Origin of the sequence: Shimia sp., from assembly GCF_041624275.1 — a bacterium.
In the GTDB taxonomy this organism is placed as follows: Bacteria; Pseudomonadota; Alphaproteobacteria; order Rhodobacterales; family Rhodobacteraceae; genus Shimia.
Genome location: NZ_JBFJVE010000005.1, coordinates 12,966 through 36,136, shown reverse-complemented (window position 1 = coordinate 36,136; position 23,171 = coordinate 12,966). Strand labels below are relative to the sequence as shown.

At 64.7% G+C, this 23,171-nt stretch carries 25 protein-coding genes; 18 read left to right on the top strand and 7 right to left on the bottom strand.

Going from position 1 to position 23,171, the window contains the following annotated elements; genetic code table 11:
- The coding region (locus tag ABZD10_RS01055) for a flagellar hook assembly protein FlgD (protein WP_372884246.1) at positions 1–461 on the top strand (461 nt) is incomplete at its 5' end.
- A gap of 16 nt (positions 462–477) precedes the next feature.
- On the opposite strand, the gene ABZD10_RS01050 is transcribed toward ABZD10_RS01055, so the two are convergent.
- The 5 genes from ABZD10_RS01050 to ABZD10_RS01030 are packed head-to-tail and all read right to left on the bottom strand — an operon-like array spanning position 478 to position 4,008.
- Positions 478–954, bottom strand: a complete 477-nt coding sequence (locus ABZD10_RS01050; protein ID WP_372884245.1) for a flagellar biosynthesis protein FlgH — start codon at positions 952–954, stop codon at positions 478–480.
- 9 nt (positions 955–963) lie between these two features.
- On the bottom strand, positions 964–1,755 hold the full coding sequence (flgH, locus tag ABZD10_RS01045; RefSeq protein WP_372884244.1) for a flagellar basal body L-ring protein FlgH: 792 nt from the start codon (positions 1,753–1,755) through the stop codon (positions 964–966).
- Entirely contained in the window at positions 1,752–2,444 is a 693-nt protein-coding gene (gene flgA / locus ABZD10_RS01040; protein WP_372884243.1) for a flagellar basal body P-ring formation chaperone FlgA, read from the bottom strand. The genes flgH and flgA overlap by 4 nt, the downstream gene beginning before the upstream one ends.
- A 4-nt stretch (positions 2,445–2,448) precedes the next feature.
- Positions 2,449–3,234 (bottom strand): flagellar basal-body rod protein FlgG, encoded by a 786-nt coding sequence (flgG, locus tag ABZD10_RS01035; protein ID WP_372884242.1) that lies wholly within the window; start codon positions 3,232–3,234, stop codon positions 2,449–2,451.
- Between the two features lie 30 nt (positions 3,235–3,264).
- Positions 3,265–4,008 carry a flagellar hook basal-body protein gene (locus tag ABZD10_RS01030; protein WP_372884241.1) on the bottom strand — a complete coding sequence of 248 codons (744 nt, stop codon included), beginning with the start codon at positions 4,006–4,008 and terminating at the stop codon, positions 3,265–3,267.
- Between the two features lie 201 nt (positions 4,009–4,209).
- On the opposite strand from ABZD10_RS01030, the gene ABZD10_RS01025 reads away from it, so the two are divergent.
- The 4 genes from ABZD10_RS01025 to ABZD10_RS01010 all read left to right on the top strand — a co-directional run bounded on the left by ABZD10_RS01025 (position 4,210) and on the right by ABZD10_RS01010 (position 9,929).
- Positions 4,210–5,955: a tetratricopeptide repeat protein gene (locus ABZD10_RS01025; protein ID WP_372884240.1), complete on the top strand. Its 1,746-nt coding sequence runs from the start codon at positions 4,210–4,212 to the stop codon at positions 5,953–5,955.
- Positions 5,956–6,081: 126 nt separating this feature from the next.
- Positions 6,082–7,383, top strand: coding sequence for a flagellar hook protein FlgE (locus ABZD10_RS01020; protein WP_372884239.1), 1,302 nt, complete (start codon positions 6,082–6,084; stop codon positions 7,381–7,383).
- Positions 7,384–7,413: 30 nt separating this feature from the next.
- A complete protein-coding gene (gene flgK, locus ABZD10_RS01015) occupies positions 7,414–8,835 on the top strand; it encodes a flagellar hook-associated protein FlgK (RefSeq protein ID WP_372884238.1) in 1,422 nt (473 codons plus the stop codon).
- Positions 8,836–8,846: 11 nt separating this feature from the next.
- Complete coding sequence (locus tag ABZD10_RS01010; protein WP_372884237.1) at positions 8,847–9,929, top strand: flagellin; 1,083 nt, start codon at positions 8,847–8,849, stop codon at positions 9,927–9,929.
- A 14-nt stretch (positions 9,930–9,943) separates the two neighbouring features.
- Here ABZD10_RS01010 and ABZD10_RS01005 read toward each other — a convergent pair whose 3' ends face one another.
- Positions 9,944–10,660 carry a winged helix-turn-helix domain-containing protein gene (locus ABZD10_RS01005; RefSeq protein WP_372884236.1) on the bottom strand — a complete coding sequence of 239 codons (717 nt, stop codon included), beginning with the start codon at positions 10,658–10,660 and terminating at the stop codon, positions 9,944–9,946.
- Between the two features lie 183 nt (positions 10,661–10,843).
- Between ABZD10_RS01005 and ABZD10_RS01000 the strand changes: the two genes are divergently transcribed.
- The 4 genes from ABZD10_RS01000 (at position 10,844) to ABZD10_RS00985 (ending at position 13,865) form a co-directional block, all read left to right on the top strand.
- The gene (locus ABZD10_RS01000; protein ID WP_372884235.1) at positions 10,844–12,016 is read left to right on the top strand and encodes a flagellar basal body P-ring protein FlgI; all 1,173 of its coding nucleotides are present in this window, start codon (positions 10,844–10,846) and stop codon (positions 12,014–12,016) included.
- Positions 12,016–12,342 (top strand): rod-binding protein, encoded by a 327-nt coding sequence (locus ABZD10_RS00995; RefSeq protein WP_372884234.1) that lies wholly within the window; start codon positions 12,016–12,018, stop codon positions 12,340–12,342. The genes ABZD10_RS01000 and ABZD10_RS00995 overlap by 1 nt, the downstream gene beginning before the upstream one ends.
- A 14-nt stretch (positions 12,343–12,356) precedes the next feature.
- Positions 12,357–12,854 carry a flagellar biosynthesis protein FlgI gene (locus ABZD10_RS00990; RefSeq protein WP_372884233.1) on the top strand — a complete coding sequence of 166 codons (498 nt, stop codon included), beginning with the start codon at positions 12,357–12,359 and terminating at the stop codon, positions 12,852–12,854.
- Positions 12,855–12,992: 138 nt separating this feature from the next.
- On the top strand, positions 12,993–13,865 hold the full coding sequence (locus ABZD10_RS00985) for a flagellin (RefSeq protein ID WP_372884232.1): 873 nt from the start codon (positions 12,993–12,995) through the stop codon (positions 13,863–13,865).
- 140 nt (positions 13,866–14,005) lie between these two features.
- Here ABZD10_RS00985 and ABZD10_RS00980 read toward each other — a convergent pair whose 3' ends face one another.
- Positions 14,006–15,370 (bottom strand): FliI/YscN family ATPase, encoded by a 1,365-nt coding sequence (locus ABZD10_RS00980; protein ID WP_372884231.1) that lies wholly within the window; start codon positions 15,368–15,370, stop codon positions 14,006–14,008.
- 70 nt (positions 15,371–15,440) lie between these two features.
- Between ABZD10_RS00980 and ABZD10_RS00975 the strand changes: the two genes are divergently transcribed.
- From ABZD10_RS00975 to ABZD10_RS00935, 9 genes are all read left to right on the top strand, one after another.
- Entirely contained in the window at positions 15,441–15,791 is a 351-nt protein-coding gene (locus ABZD10_RS00975) for a flagellar basal body protein (protein ID WP_372884230.1), read from the top strand.
- Between the two features lie 16 nt (positions 15,792–15,807).
- The gene (gene flgC / locus ABZD10_RS00970; RefSeq protein ID WP_372884229.1) at positions 15,808–16,218 is read left to right on the top strand and encodes a flagellar basal body rod protein FlgC; all 411 of its coding nucleotides are present in this window, start codon (positions 15,808–15,810) and stop codon (positions 16,216–16,218) included.
- A gap of 9 nt (positions 16,219–16,227) precedes the next feature.
- A complete protein-coding gene (locus ABZD10_RS00965) occupies positions 16,228–16,560 on the top strand; it encodes a flagellar hook-basal body complex protein FliE (protein WP_372884228.1) in 333 nt (110 codons plus the stop codon).
- 30 nt (positions 16,561–16,590) lie between these two features.
- Positions 16,591–16,860 carry a flagellar biosynthetic protein FliQ gene (locus ABZD10_RS00960; protein WP_372884227.1) on the top strand — a complete coding sequence of 90 codons (270 nt, stop codon included), beginning with the start codon at positions 16,591–16,593 and terminating at the stop codon, positions 16,858–16,860.
- A gap of 2 nt (positions 16,861–16,862) precedes the next feature.
- Positions 16,863–17,678 (top strand): lytic transglycosylase domain-containing protein, encoded by an 816-nt coding sequence (locus ABZD10_RS00955; protein WP_372884226.1) that lies wholly within the window; start codon positions 16,863–16,865, stop codon positions 17,676–17,678.
- 44 nt (positions 17,679–17,722) lie between these two features.
- Entirely contained in the window at positions 17,723–19,786 is a 2,064-nt protein-coding gene (gene flhA / locus ABZD10_RS00950) for a flagellar biosynthesis protein FlhA (RefSeq protein ID WP_372884247.1), read from the top strand.
- Positions 19,787–19,789: 3 nt separating this feature from the next.
- Positions 19,790–20,545, top strand: coding sequence for a flagellar biosynthetic protein FliR (locus ABZD10_RS00945; RefSeq protein ID WP_372884225.1), 756 nt, complete (start codon positions 19,790–19,792; stop codon positions 20,543–20,545).
- A gap of 6 nt (positions 20,546–20,551) precedes the next feature.
- Positions 20,552–21,682, top strand: coding sequence for a flagellar biosynthesis protein FlhB (locus ABZD10_RS00940; protein ID WP_372884224.1), 1,131 nt, complete (start codon positions 20,552–20,554; stop codon positions 21,680–21,682).
- Positions 21,683–21,842: 160 nt separating this feature from the next.
- A complete protein-coding gene (locus tag ABZD10_RS00935; RefSeq protein WP_372884223.1) occupies positions 21,843–22,919 on the top strand; it encodes a PleD family two-component system response regulator in 1,077 nt (358 codons plus the stop codon).
- The last annotated feature ends 252 nt before the right edge of the window (positions 22,920–23,171 follow it).

Here is a 23,171-nt window from a genome sequence, read left to right as displayed (position 1 = left end):
CCGACATCGCGCTGCTGACCGGGGTTTCGGGCACCAACATGATCGGCCAGAGCGTGGTCTTCGGCTCCAACCTGCTGGACCATACCGAGACCGGCAACGGCACCTTCTACCAGCTCACCGCCGACGCCGTCGAAGTCACCGCCTATATCACCGATGTCGACGGCAACGAGGTCCGCACCGTGACCGGGCTCTCGGGCGATTCCACCAAGGAAATCGACTTCGAATGGGATGGTCTCGACGACAACGGCCAGCCGGTGGACTATGCCGAATACGGCATCCGCTTCGAGGCCACCGATGCCGACGGCAACAGCGTTCCGGTCTATGTCTACCGCACCGCCGAGGTCGAAGAGGTGCTGTTCGAGGGCGGCGCCATCTTCTACGCGGTCAGCGGTGACGAGATCCTGACCTCGGATGCGGTGCTGGCGCTGCGTCCCGAGGAAACCACCCCTGAGGCCTTCTAGGGCAGAGCCAAACCCTTCAGGGCATGACGCTGATGGTGGCGGTGAACTGGTTGATCCGCGCCGTGCGCACCATCGGATAGGTCAGGTAGAGCTGGCGCACCAGCTGTTCGGCCAGAAAGCGGCGGTCGAGGTTCTCGATATCGTCGATATCGATCCACAGCGCCGCCTCGGCCATTTCCGAGATTTCGCGGATCGTGGTATCGCGCAGCTGCGCCCGGCCCATGGCGCCGTTCATCTTCTCGAAATTGGCCGCCCCGGCGATATAGATATCGACATCGAACAGCAGGTGCATGCGGCGTTTCTTGTGCGACATCTGCAGGACGAACTTGCCCAGCGGCATCTTGAACAGGGTCTGCGGCGGCGGCGCGGGCGCCTGCCCGTCCTCGGCCGTCACCTCGGGTTCCGGCGGGCGGAACAGGAACGGTTCGGCAAAATAGCCTGCCGCCGCGAAGACCGCGGCAGCAAGCACAAGCACGAGAACCTTCTTCAGCATGTCAGCCCATCAATAAGGCAGGATGACCTCGAGGAAATCCTGTCCGTAACGAGGTTGTTGCACCGTCGACAGCTGCCCGCGTCCGCCATAGGCGATACGGGCCTCGGCGATCTTGTCGTAGCTGATCGAATTGTCGAGGCTGATGTCGGTCGAGCGCACGATGCCGGCAATGCGCAATTCGCGCAGCTCGTGGTTGACCTTGACCTCCTGGCGGCCGGCAATGACGAAATTGCCGTTGGGCAGCACCTTGATGACCACCGCCGCCACCCGCAGGCTGATCTGCTCGTTGCGCTTGATCGACCCGTCGCCGCGCGCCGAGGAAGAGGAATTCAGATCGATGATGCTGCCGCCGGTCGGCAGATCACCCGGATCGACCCCGGGCAGGATCTTGTCGATCTGACTGCCGTAGCCCATGAAATCCGGGTCCTCGACGCCCTGGGCGTCGCTGCGCGAGCGCTCCGAGGCATTGCTCAGCGAGGCCTGGTCGTCGATCTCGATGGTGACGGTCAGCAGATCGCCGATATTGCGCGCCCGGCGGTCGCCGAAAAAGCTGGTGGTGTTGCTCTGCCACAGGCTCGAGGTCTCGGCCCGCTGCGGCGGCGTGGCGCGGCGGGTTTCCGGCATCGGGATGCTGATCCGGTTCATCTCGGGCATGGTTTCCTCGTCCAGCACCAGATCGCTGATCGTCGGGTCGCGGTTCTCCTCGTAGATGTCACAGGCGCCCAGCAGCGCCGTCAGCGCGATCAGGGCCGTCAGGTGGCGCAGCAGCGGGCGGCGCGGATCGGTCGGTTTGCGGGTCATTGATATACCTCCACGAGGCCGCTGGCCTTGGCGGTGGCCGTAATGGTTTTCTTGCTCGACAGGTTGACCACCCGCACCTCCTGGCCCAGATGCGCGTCATTGACCGCGCGGCCCTTGGCCTCGAGGCGCAGCGCGCCATAGGTCAGCTCGATCGTCACCCGGTCGCCGCGCGCGATGACGATCGGCGGGATCACCGACTGCCGCGGCACCGGGCGGCCGGGCACCAGCATGCGCCGCACCTGCATGCCGATCAGGTCCTTGGCATCGGTGATCGCAAAGGCGCCGAGCCGGGCCCATGGCATGGCGACGATCTGCACGTCGGCCTCGGTGACGATTTCCTCGGGCAGCTTGCGCAGCACCGGGATCGGCACCGGCACGGTCAGCGTCGCCACCCCCCAGACCCGATGCGTGTCGCCGGCCTCGGTGACCACGTTGGCGATGAACTTGCCCGAGCGGTCGTCGATCCAGAATTCCTGAATGTAATGCCCATCGCGGATACCGTCGCCGCTGAGCCGGACGTCGAAATAGCCGCTCGCCGGCAGCGCCGCGCCGAACTCCTGCCCGGCGCGTTCGGCCACCAGCTCGGTCACCGGCACCGCCGCCGCCGGCAAGGCGCCAAGCCACAGCGTCGCCACCAGGGCGGCCAGCGGCCCTGCGCGGCCGATAAGATATGAGATCAGCCCCGCCATGGCACTACTTGATCTGATTGACGGTCGACATCATCTGGTCGGCGGTCTCGATCGCCTTCGAGTTCATCTCATAGGCCCGCTGGGCCGAGATCAGATCGGTGATCTGCTGGATGATGTTGACGTTGGAGTTTTCCAGATAGCCCTGCCGCACCGCGCCGATACCGGGATCGCCGGGCGACACCTCGGTCGCCTCGCCCGAGGCGGTGGTGGCCTCGAGAAGGTTGTCGCCGATCGGTTTCATGCCGGCCTCGTTGAGGAAAGTCGCCAGCGTCAGCTGGCCCAGCTCGACCGGATCGGGGTCGTTCTCGATATAGGCCATCACCAGGCCTTCCTGGTTGATCTCGATGTTGCGGGTGTTCTGCGGCACCACGATCGCCGGTTCGACCTCATAGCCGCTCAGCGACACCAGCTGGCCCTCGCTGCTGAGCTGGAAGCCGCCGTCGCGGGTATAGGCCTGCGAGCCGTCGGGACGGTTGAGGACGAAGAAGCCGCGCCCCTCGATCGCCATGTGCAGCGGGTTCTCGGTCTGCAACAGCCCGCCCTGGCTGTTCAGCCGCACCACCCCGGCCGCCTGCACCCCAAGGCCGATGTCGGTGCCCACCGGCCGCGCGGTGCCATCCTCCGAGGTCAGCGCGCCCTCGCGCTGCATGGTCTGGTAGATCAGATCCTGAAACGCCGCCCGCCCGCTCTTGAAGCCGGTGGTGTTGGCGTTGGCGATATTGTTGGCGATCACGTCGACATTGGTCTGCTGTGCCAACATGCCGGTGGCCGCGATTCCGAGTGTTTTCATCCTGCTCCGCTCCTGTTTTCAGCCGCGCGCCTAGCCGACCCGGCCCAGCCGCTGCACCGCCTGCCGGGTCAGGTCATCCTCTTCCCCGAGCAGCTTCAGCGAGTTCTCATAGGCGCGCTGGATGTCGATCAGCCGCGTCATCTCGATCACCGGCTGCACGTTGCTGGTCTCGACGAACCCCTGCGAGACCTTGGCGTTCTCGGCCGGCAGCGCCGCCTCGGCGCCCAGCGGCGAAATATACAGCCCCTGCCCGATCGGGTGCATCAGGGTCTCGTAATCGACGTCGAACAGCCCGACCCGCCCCAGCACCGAACCGTCGGCGCTGGTGATGGTGCCGTCGGGGGCGATCTGGATGTTCTGCCCGACCTCGCCCGGCAGCACGATCGGCGCGCCGGAGGCATCAAGGATCGCATTGCCCGCCGTGGTCGTCAGCCGGCCCTCGACATCGACCACCAGCCGCCCGTTGCGGCCATAGGCGGTCTGCCCCTCGCCGGCCTCGAAGCCGAACCAGGCATTGCCCGAGATCGCCAGATCCAGCGGGTTGCCGGTCGGCATCATCGCCCCCTGGGTGGCGTCGACATAGCTGCCGCCGTCACGCACATAGCTGATCGTGTTGCCGCTGGCCGACTCGGCATCGGACTCCACGGTCTCGAAGACCGGGCGAAACGCCTTGTAACCGGCCGTCGAGGCGTTCGACAGATTGTGCGCCGTGGCATCAAGGCTGCGCTCGAGCGCCGATGCCAGAGACAGCGAAACATAGCTCGTGTTGCCCATGGTGCCTCACCCGCATGAATGGTCCGGCGCAAGGAAGAAACGCGCCATAATTCCTTTATTGCATGAATAACTATCCATTGCTACAAGAATAAATCAAGCACTATTGGAAAAAGCCAAGTATAGCGAAAAGGAATGAAGAGAAGCTTCCCCTGTTCCTTGGGCCTCGCGGCCGCTCTGGCGCTCCTTGCGGGCCAGCCGGCCATGGCCTCCGTGGAGGAATACGACCCTTCCGAGGAACCGGCCGGGGCGCTCGAGCTGCTGCCCTTCGACCAACGGCTTCCGATCATGGACCTGCGCACATGGCCGGCCAACCGGTTCAAGACCGCCTTTGTCCAGCAGATCATCACCCTGAGTTCCGCCCACGGGCCCGAGAAACCCTCGGTGCTGCTGGATTTCGCCGAGCTCTACCTGAGCCAGATGATGCTTTACGAGGCGCAGTCGGTTCTCAGCGACGTGCGGCCGCAGAACTTCGCCCAAGAGATCCGCCACAAGGCGCTGCGCGAGGCGGCGGCGCTGCTGGCCGGATCGCCGGTCGGCTCGGTGGACGAGTCGCCGCTGATGGATCCGACCCGCCCCGACAGCGCCTTCTGGCTGTCGCTTCATGCCATTGCCACCAGCGATGGCGCGCTTCTCAACGACAGCCTGACCGACGGTTTCGTCGGCCTGACCCACCAGCCCAAGCCGGTGCTGCGCGTCGTGCTGCCGCTGTTCATCGAGGCGGCGGTGGCGCTGAAGAAGGAACCGCTGGCCAGCCAGGCGGTGCGGCTGATCGACGAGCTGCCCGACCTGACGCTGAGCCCGACGGGCTATTTCCTGCGCGGCCGGGTCGCCGAGTTGCAGGGCAACAACAAGACGGCGCTGGATTCCTATTTCGAGGCCGCGGCCGGCTGGGACCGCTATGCCGCGCGGGCGCGGCTGGCGCTGGCCGACATGGCGCTGCGCGACAGGGGGCGCGGCGCCCTCTTGGCGGCGCGCGACGTGCTCGCCCAGGGCGCGGATTCCTGGCGCGGCGACAGCTATGAGCTGGCGGTTCTGGAAAAGCTCGCCGCGGTTCATGTCAAGCTGGGCGATGCCAAACCCGGCCTCGTGACCTATGGCAAGATCGCGGTCCGCTTCCCGGTCTCCGAGGCCAGCGAAGACGCCCGCGCCAAGGCTTCGGAACTGCTCGACCGGGTCTATGGCGACGGCAGCACCGGCGAAATTCCCCTCGGGTCCTGGATGGATATCCATCTGAAAATCCTGCCCCTGTTCAAGGAACACAAGGATTTCCCGGCCTATGTCGAACAGCTTGCCGACCGCGCCCTGTCGCTGGGCGCCTCGAGCCTTGCCTCGACCGAATACGAACGCGCCCTCAGGCTGATGCAGCACAACGAGATCCTGTTCGAGGCGGCGCAGTACCGCCAGCAGTCGGACCGGGTGCTGCTGAAACTGGCCCGCGCGCAGCGCAAGATGGGCAAGCTGGCGCTGGCCCGCGACACGCTGGACCAGATCGACCCCGCCGAAGACCCGGCCTTCCGCGAAGAGCTTTTCGCGCTCAAGGCCTCGGTTCTGGCCGAGATCGGCGATCAGGACCGCTTTTTGCGCACCTATGTCGCGCGCCCCGACGCCAGCCAGCTGCGCAACATGGCCCGGGCCCTGGCCGAGCGCCAGGACTGGTCCAACACCATCCAGTTCTACACCCAGCTGCAAGACCAGTTCCCCGAGGCCTTCTCGGCCGAGGATGCCACCTATCTGCTGATCGCGGCGCGGCGCTCGGGAGACCGCAGCACCGAAAACCGGGTGGTGGCCGACTTCCCCGGCCTGACCCAGTCCAGCGAATGGATCGCCCTTGCCAAGGGGATTCAGGAAACCCCGGCCGAACTGCTGCCCCTGCGCCAGGACGCGGCGCAAAGCCGCCTGGAAAGCCTCGAGCGGACTTTGAAAAAGATCGAGAATTCAGGATTTTAATCTTTGCCGCCCAGAACATGCGCGAGTCTTGTTCTTGTCCTTTTCGGCCAATTCTTTAACTCTCCTTAAATCGCAAAGCGGTATTCCTATAAAGAAGAGTCCCAACAAGAACAAAAGGCAGGCATTATGAGCATTTCGAGCGCGCTCCAGACAGGTGTCAGCGGCCTTCAGGCCAATTCCAACGCGGTTGGCGGCATTTCCGAGAACATCGCCAACGCCAATACGGTCGGTTACCGGCGCGGCTTCTCGCAGATGGTGACCACCACCGCCTCGGGCGGCACCGGCACCGGGGTGCTTTCGGTGCGCTCGGTGGAACGGCTCGACATCAACAGCGCCGGCGGCCTGATCTCGACCAATTCCGTGACCGACATGGCGATCGGCGGTGCCGGCTTCTTCGCGGTCTCGCTCAATCCCAACGAGACCATCGAAACCAACTACATGCTGACCCGCGCCGGCTCCTTCCTGCCCGACGCCGACGGCAACCTGGTCAACACCGCAGGCTATTACCTGGCCGGCTACCCCTATGATCTCGACGGCAGCCTCGGCGATGTCGACCGCAGCTCCTTCGCGCAGATGGAAACCGTCAATATCGGCAATATCGGCCTCTCGGCCGAGGCCACCAGCACCATCTCGCTGGGCGGCAACCTGCCCTCGCAGGAAACCGGGCTGGCGACCCCCGGCGCCGCCTATACCACCTCGTCGGAATACTACACCGGGCTCGGTGAATCCGAGAGCCTGTCCTTTGCCTGGCAGGCGACCTCGACCGAGAACCAGTGGGATCTGAGCATCACCGACAACGACGGCAACCCGCTGGGCAGCGTCACCATCGACTTCAACGATTCAGGCTCGCTGGCCGGCTCGCCGGCGAGCTATAGCAACATCACCTCGACCGCCACCGCGCCCGCCGCCTTCACCCTCGACCCGCTCACCGGCATCGCCACCATCACGCTCGACAACGGCGTCACCCCGCAGGAGATCCAGGTCGACCTCGGGGCGCCGGATTCCTTCGACGGCGTGACCCAATTCGCCGGCGATTTCACCCAGTCCTTCGACCGCGACGGCTCCAGCGTCGGCGAGTTGCTGCGCATCGAGATCGACGACGGCGGCACCATGTACGGCATTTTCGACAACGGCCAGCGCCGCGCCCTCTACGAGATTCCGGTCGCCGAAGTCGCCAACCCGCACGGGCTGATCGAACTCAAGGGCAACGCCTACGGGCTGTCGGGCGAATCCGGCGCCTTCCGCGCCCAGAAGGCCAATACCGGCTCGGTCGGCTCGATCAACTCGAGCGCGCTCGAGGCCTCGAACGTCGATATTTCGCAGGAGATGACGGATCTGATCGTCGCCCAACGCGCCTTTTCCACCAATGCCAAGGTTGTGACCACCGTCGACGAGATGATGGCGGAAACCACGCAACTCAAGCGCTAACCCTTTCCCGGCTGAAAGTCGGAACCTGAGATGAGCAACCTCACGACGGCACTTTACACGGCACGCACGGGCCTGGCCTCGACCCAGACCCTGTCCAGCGTGACCGCGGACAATATCGCCAATTCGGCGACACCGGGCTATGTCCGGCGCTCGGCGCTGCTCAGCTCGGCCGGCCCCGATCAGGGCGGTGCGCTGGTGCGCGAGATCCGCCGCGAGGTCGACCATGCGCTGGTCCGCATGTCGCGCCGTGAAACCTCGCGCATGGCCCGCCAGCAGGCGGTGCACGAAGGTCTGGCCAGCTATACCGTCTATCTCGGTCAGCCCGGCGACGGGATTTCCCCGGCCGAGAAATTCTCGGCCTTTCAGAACAGCCTGACCACGCTGGTCAACTCGCCCTCTTCCAACGGCGCCCAGTCGGGCGCGGTGCTCGCCGCCGAGGATCTCGCCGCCTCGATCCGCGGCGCCAGCGAGACCCTGACCGAGACCCGCGCCGAAGTGGTGATGGAGATCCGCTACGAGGTCGCCGAGCTCAACCAGGCACTCTACGATCTCGCGGCGCTGAACAACTCGCGCCGCAACTTCGCCCCCGGCACCGCCGAGGCGGCGCAGTTCGACGACGACATCGACAGCCTGCTCGACCAGATCTCGGGCATCGCCGACATCCGCACCTCGCGCGCCAGCGACGGGCTGCTCAGCGTCTATACCACCGGCGGCGTGGCGCTGCTCGAGGGCGATACCGTCCACGACGTCACCTACAACACCGGCGACGGCACGCTGAAGGCCGGCGTCAACGACATCACCCCCGACCGCGCGGGCATCCGCGGTCTCGAACAGGGCAGCCTGGCCGGCCTCAGCGAACTGTCGCAGGAAATCCTGCCGCAGTTCCAGCTCCAGCTCGACGAATACGCGCGCAGCCTGATCGAAGCCTTCGAGAACGCCGATGCCTCGCTCAGCGCCGGTCAGCCCGGCCTGTTCACCGACAACGGTTTCGCACTCGACCCCAATGACACCGAGGGGCTGGCGGCGCGGATCGCGGTCAATGACGCGGTCAAGGTCGGCATCGGCAGCGAGGTCTGGAAGCTGCGCGACGGGCTCGGCGCCACCGCCGAGGGCGAGGCCTCGGACTCGACCCAGATCCAGGCCTTTCTCGACGCGCTCGACGCCCCGGCCGGCGTCGATTCCGCCACCGGCATCCCGGCCACGGTGTCGATCGCCGATCTCGGCGCCGAGATCGTCACCGCGCAGTCGACCACCCGGGCCCGCGCCGAAAGCCAGTTCAATGCCGCCAGTTCCGCCGCCGCCGTCGTGCTCTCGGCGCGCCAGAACGCCGAGGGCGTCAATATCGACGAGGAAATGCAGAAGCTGCTGCTGATCGAACAAAGCTATGCGGCCAATTCCAAGATGCTGCAGACGATCTCGGAAATGATGGATACGCTGCTCGCAGCGGTTTGAGGAATGACACCATGGCATGGTCCGTCGGACGCGTTTCAAGCTTTCAGTTCAACCTGACCAACCGGCAGAACATCTCGCAGGCCTCGATCGCCCTGCAACAGGCCGGGCAAGAGGTGGCAACCGGGCGCCGCGCCGACATCTTCGCCGATCTCGGGCCGGCCGCCGCCGGGGCGCTGAAGCTGCGCGCCCGCGAAGACGAGACCCAGACCTATCTGATGGCCAACGAGCTTCTGGGCAACAAGCTCTCGGCCATGCTGACCTCGATCGAGGCGATCCGCGACCAGGTGCAGGACGTGCTCGAGGTGGCGCTGTCCAACGCCTCGAGCCCGGCCAACGGCGCCTTCGTGCTGCAATCGCAGGCCCGCGCCGCCATGGAAAGCGTGATCTCGACCCTGAATGTAAAATACAACGGCGAACATCTCTTCGCCGGCACCCAGAGCGACAACGCGCCGATGATGCGCTGGGACGAGGCCAACCCGGTGACCGGCCTGTCGCCCGAGGATGTCGCCGCCGGCATTGCCGCCGCCGGGTTGACCGACCCCGCCTCGGCAACCGGCATGGCGGCCGAGTTCGACCTGGTGTTCAGCTCTTCGGACGCCGTCAATCCCGACCGCAACTACGAGCAGACCCATTACCTCGGCACCCCGCTCACCGACGGCGCCGGCGACCCCAACAACCGCGTCCGGGCGCGGCTGAGTCCGGGTCAGGAACTGGAATACGGCGTTCAGGCCAACGATCCCGGCATCCGCGACATCATCAAGGGCCTGTCGATGCTGATCTCCACCGATGTCAGCACGATCGAGGACGAGACCACCTATCAGGAATGGATGTCCCATGTCATCGACGCCCTCTCCAGCGGCCAGGAAGGGGCGCTCGACGCCTCCACCCGGATCGGCTTCAACCAGCAGGTGGTCGAAACCTCGATCCAGCGCCTCGGCGACCTGTCGGTGGTACATCTCACCCAGATCGCGGCCTATGAAAGCGTCGATCCCTACGAGGCGGCGACCCGGATGACCAACCTGCAAACCCAGTTGCAGGCCAGCTACGAAGTCGCCGCCCGCCTGTCGTCCCTGTCGATTCTGAGTGTTCTCTGACGCGCCCTGACGCCTCAGGAAGCCTGGGTCAGCGTCTTTTCCAGATGCTCGGGCGGCGTCAGCTTATAGTCGCGCCCGTGCACGGTCTCGATATACTGGCAGCCGCTTTCCGCCGCCGCCGCGATCTTCTTGCGCAGCTTGCAGATATAGACGTCGATCACCTTGTCGAACGGCTGGTCGGCGCTCATCCCGTAGACCGCGTCATAGATGGCGCTTTTCGAAGTCACCCGGTGCGAGTTCAGCACCAGGTGGCGAAAGATCGAATGCTCGCGTTTCGACAGTTTGATCCGGCTCCCCGAGACGATCGGGTCGCGGCCGTCGAAATAGGCGGTCATCTCGCCCAGCACCACACTGTCGGCGGCATGGCCGTGGAACCGGCGCACGATGGAATTGATCCGCGACAGCACTTCGCTGCCCTTGATCGGACAGACGATCACGTCATCCGCGCCATTGTCCAGCAGCGCCGAGGTATCGCGGAAATTGCGGAAGTCGCGCAGCACGATGATCGGGTTGGAACAGCCCGCCTTGCGCACCGCCTGAATGTTCTGATGCACGTCCTTGGATTCACCGATCAAAATCGGCTGACTGTCGAGCCCGGGCTGGGTCAGCGCACTGAGGCCGACCGAGAAGAAGTCGCTGCCCACGAAGATGGAGGTGATGCCGGCCTGTCCCAGCTGCACCGCCAGCGGCTCCTGGCGTTCTTCCCGTGGCTCAAACACAAATGCGCGCATGAACGTCTCCGGTGCAATTCAGTGTCATCTTTCCAGTCATGGTCCCGAAGTATAAATTTTCTCTGGAACAATTCAATAGATTATTCTTGCTCACTCAAGAATAGCTGGACTAACGCCGATGGATAGCATAGCTTTTCCTTAAGTTTCCTTGTCGCACACAAAGAAAGGACGGCCTTGCTTTTCTTGAGATCAGGATTTCGCACCCTAACCCGGTCGCTGGCGGCCGGGCTCTCGGTGCTGCTGATGGCGGGCGTCGCGACGGCCGACGTGCGGATCAAGGATATTGCCGGCTTCGAGGGCGTGCGCGAAAACCACCTGATCGGCTACGGGCTGGTGGTCGGCCTCTCGGCCACCGGCGACAAGCTGAACTCCAGCCCCTTCACCCGCGAGTCGATCAAGGGCATGCTCGAACGGCTCGGGGTCGCCAACCTCGACAGCAGCTCGCTCAAGACCACCAATACCGCCGCCGTGATGGTGACCGCCAAGCTGCCGCCCTTCGCCCGTCGCGGCGCGCCGCTCGACGTCACGGTCTCGTCGCTCGGCGACGCCTCGAGTCTGCGCGGCGGCACCCTTCTGGTGACCCCGCTTTCCGGTGCCGACGGTGAAATCTATGCCGTCGCCCAGGGCGCGGTGGCGACCTCGGGCTTTTCCGCCCAGGGCAATGCCTCGAGCGTCGTCGAAGGCGTGCCGACCATCGCCAAGATCGAGAATGGCGCCATCGTCGAACGCGAGGTGCCCTTCGAGCTGATCAACATGGACAGCATGCGCATCGCGCTGCGCGACCCCGATTTCACCACCGCCCGCCGGGTCCGCGACGCCATCACCGAGGCGCTCGGCGACGGGCTGGCGACCATTCTCGACTCCGGCACCGTCGAGGTCGCCTTTCCCGGCAAGGGGCGCGATCCCGAGTTCATCCCCGAGCTGATCGCCGATCTCGAGAACCTGACCATCCGCCCCGACAGCATCGCCCGCGTCGTCGTCGACGAGAAATCGGGCACCATCGTGATGGGCGCCAACGTGCGCATCGGCCAGGTCGCGATCACCCAGGGCGGGCTGACGGTGCGGGTCAACGAACGCTTCAACGTCAGCCAGCCGGGCCCGGTCAGCGTCGGCGGGTCGACCATCGTCGTGCCCGGCTCGCCGATCTCGATCGGCGGCAACACCGTGGTGGTGCCGGAAACCGAGATCGAGATCGAGGAACGCGAACGCCAGTTCACCATCCTGCCCGGCGACGTCAGCCTTCAGGAACTGGTCGACGGGCTCAACGCCATCGGCCTCGGGGCGCGCCAGACCATCGCCATCCTGCAGGCGATCAAGGCCGCCGGCGCGCTGCACGCCGATCTGGAGATCATCTGATGACCGCCATCGACCCCCTGTCCACTGCCGCCGCCGCACAGGCCGCCCAATCCGCGCAGGCCCGGAACGGCACCGGCGAAGCCGCCCAGGACGAGGTTGCCAAGGGCTTCGAGACCATCTTTCTCACCCAGCTGGTCGACCAGATGATGAAAACCGTCGACAGCAGCGCCTTCGGCGGCGACCAGCAGGCCGAGATGTGGCGCTCGTTCATGTCCGAAGCCATCGCCGAACAGCTCTCTGACAACGGCGGGCTGGGCTTCGGCGGCAGTGTCAAGCAGATGATCGCCTCCTACGAGCAGGGCATCGGCCCTGCCGGGAAACGCTAGTACAGGAGAGGGCCATGGCCGCCATTCGCAAATTCAGGTTCGGAGAGCGCCGCGAGGCCCGCGCCGGGGCCTCCGAGTCCAGCGCCATCGGCATCACCGGCGAGGACCGGACCAATCTCGAGGCCTATGCCGAAACCCTTCAGGAGACCATCGAACTCCTGCGCAGCGAGATCGCCGCCATCCATGACGGCCACCTCGACATCGTCAGCGACCTCTTCGAGCGCAAGTCGAACCTGATGAAATGGCTTGAGCTGAAAACCCCCCTGATTGAGCCATTTTTGTCACACTCGAGCGCCCGCGAAAACAACATCCCGCAATATCTTCAGGAACTGAAATCCATGGTCGCCGAAGACAGCGCGCTTCTGTCCAGAATGTCGATCGCCGCCAGAAGTGTCGTGCGCGAACTTGAAAAAGTAAACAATCGCAATGCCTTGACCGGAATTTACGGGAAATCCGGGCAGAAGCTCGGCGGCCCGAACGAGGCCAACCTGCGCATCGACCGCGAATTCTGAGCGCCAAAAGGTTAATTTTCCCGCCAAAACCTTAACCCTCCTTTAACCCACCTCTCAATATGCAGAGATACCGGTTGCCGAAAAAAGACCGGCTCAGTCAGAAGACTGAACATAATGAGAAATTGAGGAGAGCATTAAATGTCGTCCATTCTCACCAACAACTCCGCAACGGTTGCCCTGGCCACTCTGAAAAGCGTGACCTCCGGCCTCAACGAAACCCAGAACCGGGTTTCCAGCGGCCTGGCCATCCGTTCCGGTAAAGAGAACGCCGCCTACTTCGCCATTTCCCAGACCATGGAAGGTGACAGCGGTATGTTCAAGTCAATCAACGAAGGTCTGACCTCCACCAAGAACTCGATTTCGACCGCTCGTCTGGGCGCCGAAACCGTGGCCGATCTGGCAGAGCAATTCGTCGAGCGCGTCGCTTTTGCCCAGGGCAACGGCATCGATCTCGCCGAGGTTCAGTCGGAACTCGACGAACTGGTCAAGCGCATGGATTCGGCGATCAAGCAAGCCACCTTCAACGGTGACGACCTTGTCAACGCATCGAGCGACGGCGCCACCGCCAACGCCGCAACCGCCAGCGTCACCTCGGTGTCGGGTGTGTCGCGCGCCGGTGGTTCGTTCAGCACCACGACCATCTCGTTCACCGGTGTCGACCTTGCGTCGATCCGTGGTGACATGACCAACGCCAACACCGGCTTCGCCGCGATCAACGTCAGCACCTCGACCGACCTGGCCGCCGACCTGGCGACCGCCGAAGGTCTGCTGTCTTCGGCCATCTCGGCCGCCACCTCGCTGGGTGTCACCGAGAAGACCATCGAAGGCCAGCAGGACTTCCTGGGCAGCCTGACCGACACGCTGGATGCCGGCATCGGTGCGATGGTTGATGCGAACATGGAAGAGGAAGCCGCGCGTCTGCAAGCCTATCAGGTGCAGCAGCAGCTGGCGACGCAATCGCTGTCGATTGCCAACCAGGCGCCGCAGAACATCCTGAGCCTGTTCCGCTAAGGTGATCGGGCCCGGCTCTCTCGCCGGGCCTGATTTTCTGCTTCAGTAGCGAGTGCCTCGGTTTTCTGCCAGAGTGTTCTGGCCGCGCCCCCTCCAGATGGGTGCTGTCGACCGCCACAACCGGCGGTCGGCTAAATGTTTCAGCCCGCGGGCTGGGAAAATTCCCGCAGCGGGTCGTCGACACCGGATTCCAGCAGCAGCCGATAAAGCTCGGCAAAGCTTTCGTCGGGCGGCATCTTCTCGCCGCGTTTCTGCGACAGGAAGATGTTTGCGCTTTTGAAGAACCGCTCGGCCGCCTCCAGCTCGGGGTCCGACCCGACCCGATAGGCGCCGACCCGGATCAGGTCTTCCATATCCGCATAGCGCGCCAGCGCCCGCCGCGCCGCCGCCATCACCTCGTATTCCTCGGGCGAATGGCAGTCCGGCAGCATCCGCGAGATCGACCGCTGCACGTCGATCGCCGGAAAGCGGTTCTGTTCGGCGATCCGCCGATCCAGCACGATATGGCCGTCTACAATGCCGCGGATGGCATCCGCGATCGGCTCGTTCATGTCGTCGCCATCGACCAGAACCGTGTAGATGCCGGTGATGTCGCCCTCGCCCTCAAGCCCGGGCCCGGCCCGTTCCAACAGATGCGGCAGTTCGGAAAACACCGTCGGCGGATAGCCCCGCGTGGTCGGCGGCTCGCCGCTCGACAGCCCGATCTCGCGCTGCGCGGTGGCAAAGCGGGTGATGCTGTCCAAAAGCAGCAGCACCTGCCGCCCCTGGGCGCGGAAATGTTCGGCCACCGCGGTCGCGGTCCAGGCCGCCTGCCGGCGCAGCAGCGGCGCCTCGTCACCTGTCGCCACCACCAGAACCGAGCGCGCCATGCCCTCTTCGCCCAGATCCTCGTGAATGAATTCGCGCACTTCGCGGCCGCGTTCCCCGACCAGCCCGAAGACCACCACATCGGCGTCGGTATTGCGCGCCAGCATCGCCATCAGGGTCGACTTGCCGACCCCCGAGCCGGCAAAGATCCCCATCCGCTGACCCCGGCAGATCGGCGTGAACAGATCCAGGCATTTGACCTGGGTCTGCAATTTCTCGCCCACCCGCCGGCGTTCGAAAGCGCGGGGGGGATGCGCCTTGCGGGCCAGTTTCTTGCCGCTGCGCGGCCGTCGCGGCGTATAGGACAGGGGCCGCCCCAGCGCGTCGACCACGGTGCCGATCCAGCTGTCGTCGGGGCAGATCTGATCCTCGAACTGGACCAGCTCGACCGGGTCGCCCACCGCCACCCCGTCCCAGTTGCCATAGGGCAGGATCTGCACCTCGCCGCCGCGCGCCCCGACCACTTCGCATTCGACAGGACCCAGCCGCCCGTGCACCCGGCAACGCTGACCGATACCGGCCGCGCGCTCGAGCCCCGAGGCGCTGAGCGTCAAGCCGACGATCGCGCTGACATGGCCCACTATTCTTGAAGGATTCAAAGAATAAACGGCCTTTTGTAAGGTTTCAAGAGCGGTCAAACCAAGAATTAACCTTTATTAATTCATTCTCCCAGTGCTATACTTGCTGAAACAGCCTCGGGAGTCCATGATGAACTTGTCAGATGTCAGTCTTTTTGGCCTTGCCTCAAAGCGTCTGCAATGGCTTGCCGACCGCCAGACCGTGATCTCGGAAAACATCGCCAATGCCGATACCGCCGACTACCGGGCGCGCGACGTGGAAAGCTTCGAAAGCTATCTCAGCACCACCGCCGACGGCGCCGGTTTCGGCTCGGCCGAGGTGGTCGAGGCCAAGGCGATGTGGGGCGAGGAACTGTCGGGCAACAACATCGTGCTCGAAGAACAGCTGATGGAGGCCGGCACCACCTCGAGCCAGTACAAGCTGGCCTCGAGCCTCTACCGCAAGGCGCATGACCTGCTGCTCGCGGCGGCCGGCAACTGAATGAGAGGATAGGCACATGGATGCGCTGAAGTCGATTTCGTCCACCGCCGCCAGCGGCATGCGGGCCCAGGCCGAGCGCCTGCGCGTGGTCTCGGAAAACGTCGCCAATGCCAGCACCACCGCCGAGCAGGCCGGCGGCGACCCCTATCGCCGCAAGACCATCTCTTTCGGCGCCGGCACCGACGAGGCCACCGGCGCGGCCATCGTCGAGGTTTCCGAGATCGCCAAGGACATGGGCGATTTCAAGCTGCGCTACGACCCCTCGCACCCGGCGGCCGACGACAACGGCTATGTCAAGATGCCCAACGTCAACCCGCTGATCGAGATGAGCAACATGCGCGAGGCCGCCCGCGGCTACGAGGCAAACCTGTCGATGATGGAGCGGGCGCGCGAGATGCGCTCCCAGCTTCTCAACCTGTTGGAGTGATCTTGAAACATGACTGATTTCGCGGCCATACGCTCTTCCGTGGCGGTTCAATCGGCCTATGGCAAGTCGCAGAAATTGCAGGACGGCCCGGCCAGCCCGGCAGATCTGGGCAAGACCGGCCCCGAGGGCAGCTTTGCCCAGATGGTCACCGATGCCGCCAGCCAGGCGGCCGATACCGTGCGCGCCGGCGACAAGACCGCGCTGGCCGGGCTTTCGGGCCAGGCCGGCATCCAGCAGGTGGTCGAGGCGACCATGGCGATGGAAAGCACGGTGCGGGTCTCGGTCGCGGTGCGCGACAAGTTCGTCGAGGCCTATCAGGACATCATGCGGATGCAGATCTGACGATCCGCCCCGCCCCAGCAGGAAGCGCCCATGGACGCGGTCAGCACATACGAGATCATCCGGCTCACCATCACCACCGTGCTCATCGGCTCGGCGCCGGTGCTGGTTGTGGCACTGGTCGTCGGACTGGTGATCGCCTTCGTGCAGGCGCTGACCCAGATTCAAGAGATGACCCTGACCTTCGTGCCCAAGATCCTGGCGATCTTCGCCACCCTGGCGCTGACCCTGCCCTTCATCTTCCGCACCCTGTCCCGGCTGTCGGCCCAGGTCTTTGACCTGATCTCCAGCGGCAGCGTCTGACCATGGGCCGGCGCCGCACCCCCCTTCTGGCCGCCCTGGCCGGTCTCGCACTGGCCGTCACCGCCCCGGCGGGCGGCGGCGCCCGCGCCGAGCTCTGGGCCGGATTCTACAAGCCGCGCCAGCCGGTGGTCTCGCAGGATCAGGCCGCCGCCTACCAGCTCGGCCATGACGCGGTCTGCCTTGCCGCCATCCTCGAGGCCCAGACCCGCTATGACATTCCCGACAACCTGCTGTTGTCGATCGGCATCCAGGAGGCCGGAAAACGCGGCCAGCGCGGCCTCACCGTCTGGCCATGGGCGGCCAATGCCGAAGGCAGCGGCGCCTTCTTCCCCGACCGCGACAGCCTGTTGCGCTGGGTCAGGAACCAGATGGCCATGGGCGTCGAGTCGATCGATGTCGGCTGCATGCAGGTCAACCAGAAATGGCACGGCAAGGCCTTTGCCTCGCTGGAACAGGCGGTCGATCCGCGCAGCAACGTCGATTACGCCGCCCGCTACCTGCGCGACCTCTTCCGCAGCGAAGGCGACTGGTGGCGTGCCGCCGGGCGCTACCATTCCGCCAGCGAGCGCTACAAGACCGTCTATCTCGACAAGCTGGCGCGCAACCAGAAGATCGCCAACGCCAATATCGACCAGTTCCTGGCGCTGATCGTCGACCAGACCAGCCTCGCGCCGATCGAACTGGCCGGGGTCGCGCCGCCGCAATCGCCGGCGCAGTTCTGGGGCAAGGACAGCTCGGGCAGCGGCCGCGGCGGCTTCACCATCTATTCGCACAGCCCGATGCAACCGATCATCCCCGACTTCGAAGAGCGGAACTGACCCCGATGAGCGCCCGAGACGTCCAGACGCCCCAGACCACCGCGATGCAATGGCTCCGCCAGGGGCTGGGCAATCGCGACATCGCCTTCGCCATCGGCGTGGTGCTGATCCTGGCGATGCTGTTCATCCCGCTGCCGCCGATGCTGCTGGACTTCGGCCTCGCGGTCTCGCTGTCGCTGGCGGTGCTGATCCTGATGGTGGCGCTGTGGATCCAGACCCCGCTCGATTTCAACTCCTTCCCGACGCTCTTGCTGGTGGTCACCATGCTGCGGCTGGCGCTCAACGTCTCCTCGACCCGGCTGATCCTCAGCAAGGGCCACGAGGGCACCGGCGCCGCCGGCAAGGTGATCGAGGGCTTCGCCGGCTTCATCGTCGGCGGCGACTATGTCATCGGCATCGTCATCTTCGCCATCCTCGTCACCATCAACTTCATCGTCATCACCAAGGGCTCGACCCGCATCGCCGAGGTCGCGGCCCGCTTCTCGCTCGACGCCATGCCCGGCAAGCAGATGGCGATCGACGCCGACCTCGGCGCCGGCATCATCGACGAGAACGAGGCCCGCGCCCGGCGCAAGGTGCTGGAAGAGGAAAGCGCCTTTTTCGGGGCCATGGACGGGGCCTCGAAATTCGTCCGCGGCGATGCGGTGGCCGGGATCATCATCACCCTGATCAACGTCATCGGCGGCATCCTCATCGGCATGACCAGCCATTCGCTCAGCGTCGGACAGGCGGCGGCCAATTACACCGTGCTGACCATCGGCGACGGGCTCATCACCCAGATCCCGGCGCTGGTGGTGTCGCTGGCCGCCGGCCTTCTGGTCACCAAGAGCGGCACCAAGGGCGCCGCCAACGAAGTGGTGCTGGCCCAGCTCAGCGGCTTCCCCAAGGCGCTTTACATGGCGGCGGCGCTCAGCTTTGGCGTCGGCTGGCTGCCCGGCTTCCCGGCCATGATCTTCGTGCCGCTGTCCGGCGCCATGGCCCTGCTGGGCTATTTCATGCAGAAACACGCCCGCGAAACCGCGCAGGCCGAAGCCGAAGCCATCGCCGAGACCGAGCGCAAGGACCTGGCGCAGGAAGAAACCGTCTTCGACCTCTTGCAGGTCGACGACGTGCGGCTCAACCTCGGCGCCGCGCTGGTGTCGCTCATCACCTCGGAGAACGCCGCCCTGCCCGGCAAGGTGAAGAGCCTGCGCAACCTGTTCATCAAGGATTTCGGCTTCGTGCTGCCGCCGGTGCGGATCAAGGACGACGCCTCGCTGCCGCCCAACAGCTATACCATCTGCCTCAACGAGATCGAGACCGCCCGCGGCGAGGTGCGGCCGATGATGATGATGGTGATCGACCCCATGGGCGGCAAGATCGACCTGCCCGGCGAACACACCAAGGAACCGACCTTCGGGCTCAACGCGGTCTGGGTCGACGACACCCGCGCCTCCGAGGCCGAGCTCAAGGGCTATACCGTGGTCGACCCCGAAAGCGTCGTCACCACCCATCTGACCGAGGTCATCAAAGAGCATATGCCCGAGATCCTGACCTATTCGGCGACCCAGGAGCTGATCGAGGGCCAGACCAAGGAATACCAGAAACTGCTGTCCGGCAGCGGCGCCTCCTCGCCCGGTGTGATGCTGCAGCACGTGCTTCAGGCGCTGCTCTCGGAACGGGTGTCGATCCGCAACCTGTCGCGCATCATCGAGGCCGTGGCCGAGGCCAGCGCCACCACCCAGAACATCCGCCAGGTGGTCGAACATGTGCGCGGCAAACTGTCGAAACAGATCTGTCAGGCGCTGGTCGACCCGCAGGGCTATGTGCCGGTGATCACGCTCGGCGGCGACTGGGAACGCGAGCTGACCAATGCGATCTCGTCCTCCAACGGCGAAGAAACCTTCATCATGTCGCCGCAGCGGGTGCAGGAATTCGTGCTCGCCGCGCGCAAGGAGATCCAGAAATTCTCCGACGGCGACCACTGGCCGGCGCTTCTGGTCTCGCCCTCGGTGCGCCCCTATGTGCGCCAGATCTTCGAACGCGTCAGCCCGATGACCCAGATCATCTCGCACAACGAGGTGCACCGCAAAGCCTCGCTGCGCACGGTCGGCTCGGTCGGAGCCTGAGCGATGCAGCTCAGCGATCTGGTCGCCGCGCAGATCTTCGGCTATTTCGTCGTCGTCGCGCGGCTCGGCTCGGCGCTGATGTTCATGCCCACTTTCGGCGAAACCCAGTACCCGGTGCGCGCCCGCCTGTCCTTTGCGCTGGTGCTCTGCGCGGCGCTCTACCCGATCACCCCGGTCGAGGCGGTGATCCCCGACGAGATCACCGCCATCGCCATCCTGCTCGGCATCGAGGTCACCATCGGTCTGTGGATCGGCCTCGCGGCGCGGGTGCTGCTGGTGGCGATGCAGTTCGCCGGCTTCCAGGTCGGGCAGGTCTCGGGGCTGGCCAATGCCTTCGGCCCCTCGCTGGGTTCCTTCGAGGGCGCCACCCTGGTCTCGACGCTGATGCTGCTGGGGTCGGTGGCGGCGCTCTTTGCCACCGACGCCCATCACGTTATCCTTCTGGGGCTGTTGGACAGCTATGCCATGTTCCCGCCGGGGCAGATCATTGTCGGCGATCTGGCCGAACAGATCGTGCGGGTCGGCAATCACAGCCTTTACATCGGCACCATGATTGCGGCACCCTTCTTTGTCATGGGTGTGGTGCTCAATCTTGGCATGGGTCTGGCAAACCGGATGATGCCGCAATTGCCGGTGTTCTTCGTCGCCTCGGCGATCCTGATCGCGGTCGGCCTGTTCATCCTCGCCGCGGCGCTGCCGCCGGCGCTGGATTTCTTCGTCCGCGATTTCATCGACTGGTTCAGCGATTTCAGCCTCTGAGATGCCATGAGCCAGCAGGACAGCGATACCGACAGCAAACCGCACGAGCCAACCGAGAAGAAACTGCGCGAGGCCCGGCGCAAGGGCGACGTGCCCTCCTCGCGCGAGACCGGCAACATGATGATCGTGCTCTCGCTCTTGGGGGTGACGCTCTTCGTGCTGCCATGGCAGGCGACCCAGCTGGCCAATGCGCTGGCGCTGATGATCGAGGTCTCGGGCCAGGTCGCGGTCGGCGCCGGCCGCCCCGGCCTCGCCCGGCTGGGCGAGGTGATCCTCGAATTCGGCCTGCGGGTCGTCATCGCGCTGGCGCCGATCTTCGTGGCGCTGATGATCGGCGGGCTGATCGGGGTGCTGATCCAGGGCGAGACCGTGGCCTCGCTTGAACGCATCCGCCCGAAACTGTCCAAGATCTCGCCCCAGCAGGGGTTCAAGCGGCTGTTCTCGGGCACCGCCTTCATCGAGTTCGCCAAGAGCCTGCTCAAGGTCTCGGTCGCCGGTGCGCTGGCGCTCTGGGTCACCCAAAGCGTCGTCGGCGAGGTCATGCAGGGGGCCGGCTTCCTGCCCGAGCGGCTGCCCGAATACCTGCTGATGGCGGCGCGCAAGCTGCTGCTGGCAATGGCGATCTTCCTGGTGCCGCTGGCGCTGGTCGACATCCTCTGGAAACGCTTCCAGTGGCGCAAGAAACAGATGATGTCGCACAAGGAGCTTCAGGACGAGTTCAAAGAGGCCGAAGGCTCGCCCGAACTCAAGGCCAAACGCGCCCGGCTGCGCCGCGAACAATCGCAGAAACGGGTGGCGCTGGCGGTGCCGCAGGCCAGCGTCGTGCTCACCAACCCGACCCATTTCGCGGTGGCGCTGAAATACGAGCCGGGCTCGGATCTGGCGCCGCAATGTGTCGCCAAGGGTGCCGACCACATGGCCCGCCGCATCCGCGAGCTGGCCTATGACAACGAGGTGCCGGTGATCGAGAACAAGCCGCTGGCGCGGCTGCTCTATGACACCGTCGAAATCGACCAGATGGTCCCGGTCGAGCACTGGCAGGTGGTGGCCGAGATCATCAGCTTCGTGCTCGACATGCAGGCCGACGGCAACCGCCCGCCGCCCGAAGGTTCGGTTCTGCGCGACCGCGAATCCTAGGCCGCGGCGGGCCTTTGGCCCCGGTGACCGAAGCCGCACAGGCGGAATCTGTCAAATTCTCCGCAAAGTGGCCCAAATTTCGTCCCATTTCCCGGCTCTAACTCGGTCGGGACTGCGCCGACTTCCGGCCCCCGACACGGTGAAACCAGGAGCTTTCGAAATGCGTATCATGGTTGTGGACGATGACCCGCTGTTCAAAGAGCTGATCTTTTCGGCGCTGACCAGCATGGGATTCGACGAACCGGCCTATGCCGCCAGTGCCGAACAGGCGCTGCAACTTGCCGAAGAGGCCGAAGAGCCCTTCGATACCTTCCTTCTGGACATCAACCTGCCGGAAAAGAACGGTGTCGAACTGTGCGGCGACCTGCGCCAGCTGCCCGATTACCGCACCACGCCGATCATCATGATCACCGCCAGCCGCAAGAGCCACCTGATGGAAGAGGCCTTTGCCGCCGGCGCCACCGATTTCGTCAACAAGCCGATCGACGGACTCGAACTGGGCACCCGTGTCAAGGTCGCCGGCATGCTCAACGAAAGCATGCGGCGCGAGAAACAGATCCGCTATACGCTCGACGACCTGACCGAGATGACCCGCGTCCAGTTCCACGAACGGGTGGCGCTGCCCGGCATTGCCGGTGTCGAGGACTATCTCGAACTGGAAAACTCGCTCTTGCGGATGATGCGCGCCTGCTACGCGATGTCGATCTACTCGATCCACGTGGTCTCGGCCAAGAACGTCTATGACAACCACGCCGCGCCCTATTTCGTCGATTACCTGAAAAACATCGCCAAACTGCTTGCCGACACGCTCGCCGGGCAGAAGACGGTGATTTCCTATGTCGGGCGGGGGGTGTTCCTCTGCGTCAAATACGGCCGCAGCCGTCCCAACCTCGAGCAGATCGAGGACGACATCGAAACCGCGCTGGCCCGGCAATGGCCAGTCCATGCCAAGGCCGGCCTGCCGGCCCCGATCGCATCGGTGGCCCAGATTTCCAGCAAGAGCGTCTGGACCAACCTCACGGCGCTGGAAACCATCCAGGCCTTCACCCGCTCGCTCGCCCAAGCCGACATCGCGCCGCCCGCCCGGCCGGAAAGACCCGTCATCGCCAAGGCCCCGACCAAGACCGCGCCAGCCGCGGCAAAACCGGAAAAGCCCGGGCACTTGTTGTTCCGCAAGCTGCCGATCGTCGAAAAAGAGGTCGACCCTTTCTTCCGCAAGGCGCAAAAGCTGTTCTGAGCCGCCGCCCAACCCCGACAGATTCCCCGAAACCACCACCCAAACTGACCCCGCAAGACTTTTTGTCGCGCGGGTCTTTTTTTGCCCCGCACACGCCCCGCGTGTTTCAACAATTTGTTGCCTGTGGGAAACAATCCGCAGGCCGGGCGCGGTTCCGCGCCCCTTCCGGGCAATTGACCAATTGAAACGATCCCCGGTCGGTGCTAGGTCCGTCTCAGTTGTTTCCGGCCTGCTGCGGGCCGCACTGCCGTT

What these genes read in the sequence shown, in the direction of transcription:
- ABZD10_RS00965 (WP_372884228.1), top strand. Translation starts at nt 16,228, where the DNA reads ATGACTGATTTCGCGGCCATACGCTCTTCCGTGGCGGTTCAATCGGCC.
- ABZD10_RS01030 (WP_372884241.1), bottom strand. Translation starts at nt 4,008, where the DNA reads ATGGGCAACACGAGCTATGTTTCGCTGTCTCTGGCATCGGCGCTCGAG.
- ABZD10_RS00945 (WP_372884225.1), top strand. Translation starts at nt 19,790, where the DNA reads ATGCAGCTCAGCGATCTGGTCGCCGCGCAGATCTTCGGCTATTTCGTC.
- flgG (WP_372884242.1), bottom strand. Translation starts at nt 3,234, where the DNA reads ATGAAAACACTCGGAATCGCGGCCACCGGCATGTTGGCACAGCAGACC.
- flgH (WP_372884244.1), bottom strand. Translation starts at nt 1,755, where the DNA reads ATGACCCGCAAACCGACCGATCCGCGCCGCCCGCTGCTGCGCCACCTG.
- ABZD10_RS01050 (WP_372884245.1), bottom strand. Translation starts at nt 954, where the DNA reads ATGCTGAAGAAGGTTCTCGTGCTTGTGCTTGCTGCCGCGGTCTTCGCG.
- flgK (WP_372884238.1), top strand. Translation starts at nt 7,414, where the DNA reads ATGAGCAACCTCACGACGGCACTTTACACGGCACGCACGGGCCTGGCC.
- ABZD10_RS00940 (WP_372884224.1), top strand. Translation starts at nt 20,552, where the DNA reads ATGAGCCAGCAGGACAGCGATACCGACAGCAAACCGCACGAGCCAACC.
- flhA (WP_372884247.1), top strand. Translation starts at nt 17,723, where the DNA reads ATGCAATGGCTCCGCCAGGGGCTGGGCAATCGCGACATCGCCTTCGCC.
- ABZD10_RS01020 (WP_372884239.1), top strand. Translation starts at nt 6,082, where the DNA reads ATGAGCATTTCGAGCGCGCTCCAGACAGGTGTCAGCGGCCTTCAGGCC.
- ABZD10_RS00985 (WP_372884232.1), top strand. Translation starts at nt 12,993, where the DNA reads ATGTCGTCCATTCTCACCAACAACTCCGCAACGGTTGCCCTGGCCACT.
- flgA (WP_372884243.1), bottom strand. Translation starts at nt 2,444, where the DNA reads ATGGCGGGGCTGATCTCATATCTTATCGGCCGCGCAGGGCCGCTGGCC.
- ABZD10_RS00975 (WP_372884230.1), top strand. Translation starts at nt 15,441, where the DNA reads ATGAACTTGTCAGATGTCAGTCTTTTTGGCCTTGCCTCAAAGCGTCTG.
- ABZD10_RS00935 (WP_372884223.1), top strand. Translation starts at nt 21,843, where the DNA reads ATGCGTATCATGGTTGTGGACGATGACCCGCTGTTCAAAGAGCTGATC.
- ABZD10_RS00995 (WP_372884234.1), top strand. Translation starts at nt 12,016, where the DNA reads ATGACCGCCATCGACCCCCTGTCCACTGCCGCCGCCGCACAGGCCGCC.
- ABZD10_RS01010 (WP_372884237.1), top strand. Translation starts at nt 8,847, where the DNA reads ATGGCATGGTCCGTCGGACGCGTTTCAAGCTTTCAGTTCAACCTGACC.
- flgC (WP_372884229.1), top strand. Translation starts at nt 15,808, where the DNA reads ATGGATGCGCTGAAGTCGATTTCGTCCACCGCCGCCAGCGGCATGCGG.
- ABZD10_RS01025 (WP_372884240.1), top strand. Translation starts at nt 4,210, where the DNA reads ATGGCCTCCGTGGAGGAATACGACCCTTCCGAGGAACCGGCCGGGGCG.
- ABZD10_RS00955 (WP_372884226.1), top strand. Translation starts at nt 16,863, where the DNA reads ATGGGCCGGCGCCGCACCCCCCTTCTGGCCGCCCTGGCCGGTCTCGCA.
- ABZD10_RS01005 (WP_372884236.1), bottom strand. Translation starts at nt 10,660, where the DNA reads ATGCGCGCATTTGTGTTTGAGCCACGGGAAGAACGCCAGGAGCCGCTG.
- ABZD10_RS00990 (WP_372884233.1), top strand. Translation starts at nt 12,357, where the DNA reads ATGGCCGCCATTCGCAAATTCAGGTTCGGAGAGCGCCGCGAGGCCCGC.
- ABZD10_RS00960 (WP_372884227.1), top strand. Translation starts at nt 16,591, where the DNA reads ATGGACGCGGTCAGCACATACGAGATCATCCGGCTCACCATCACCACC.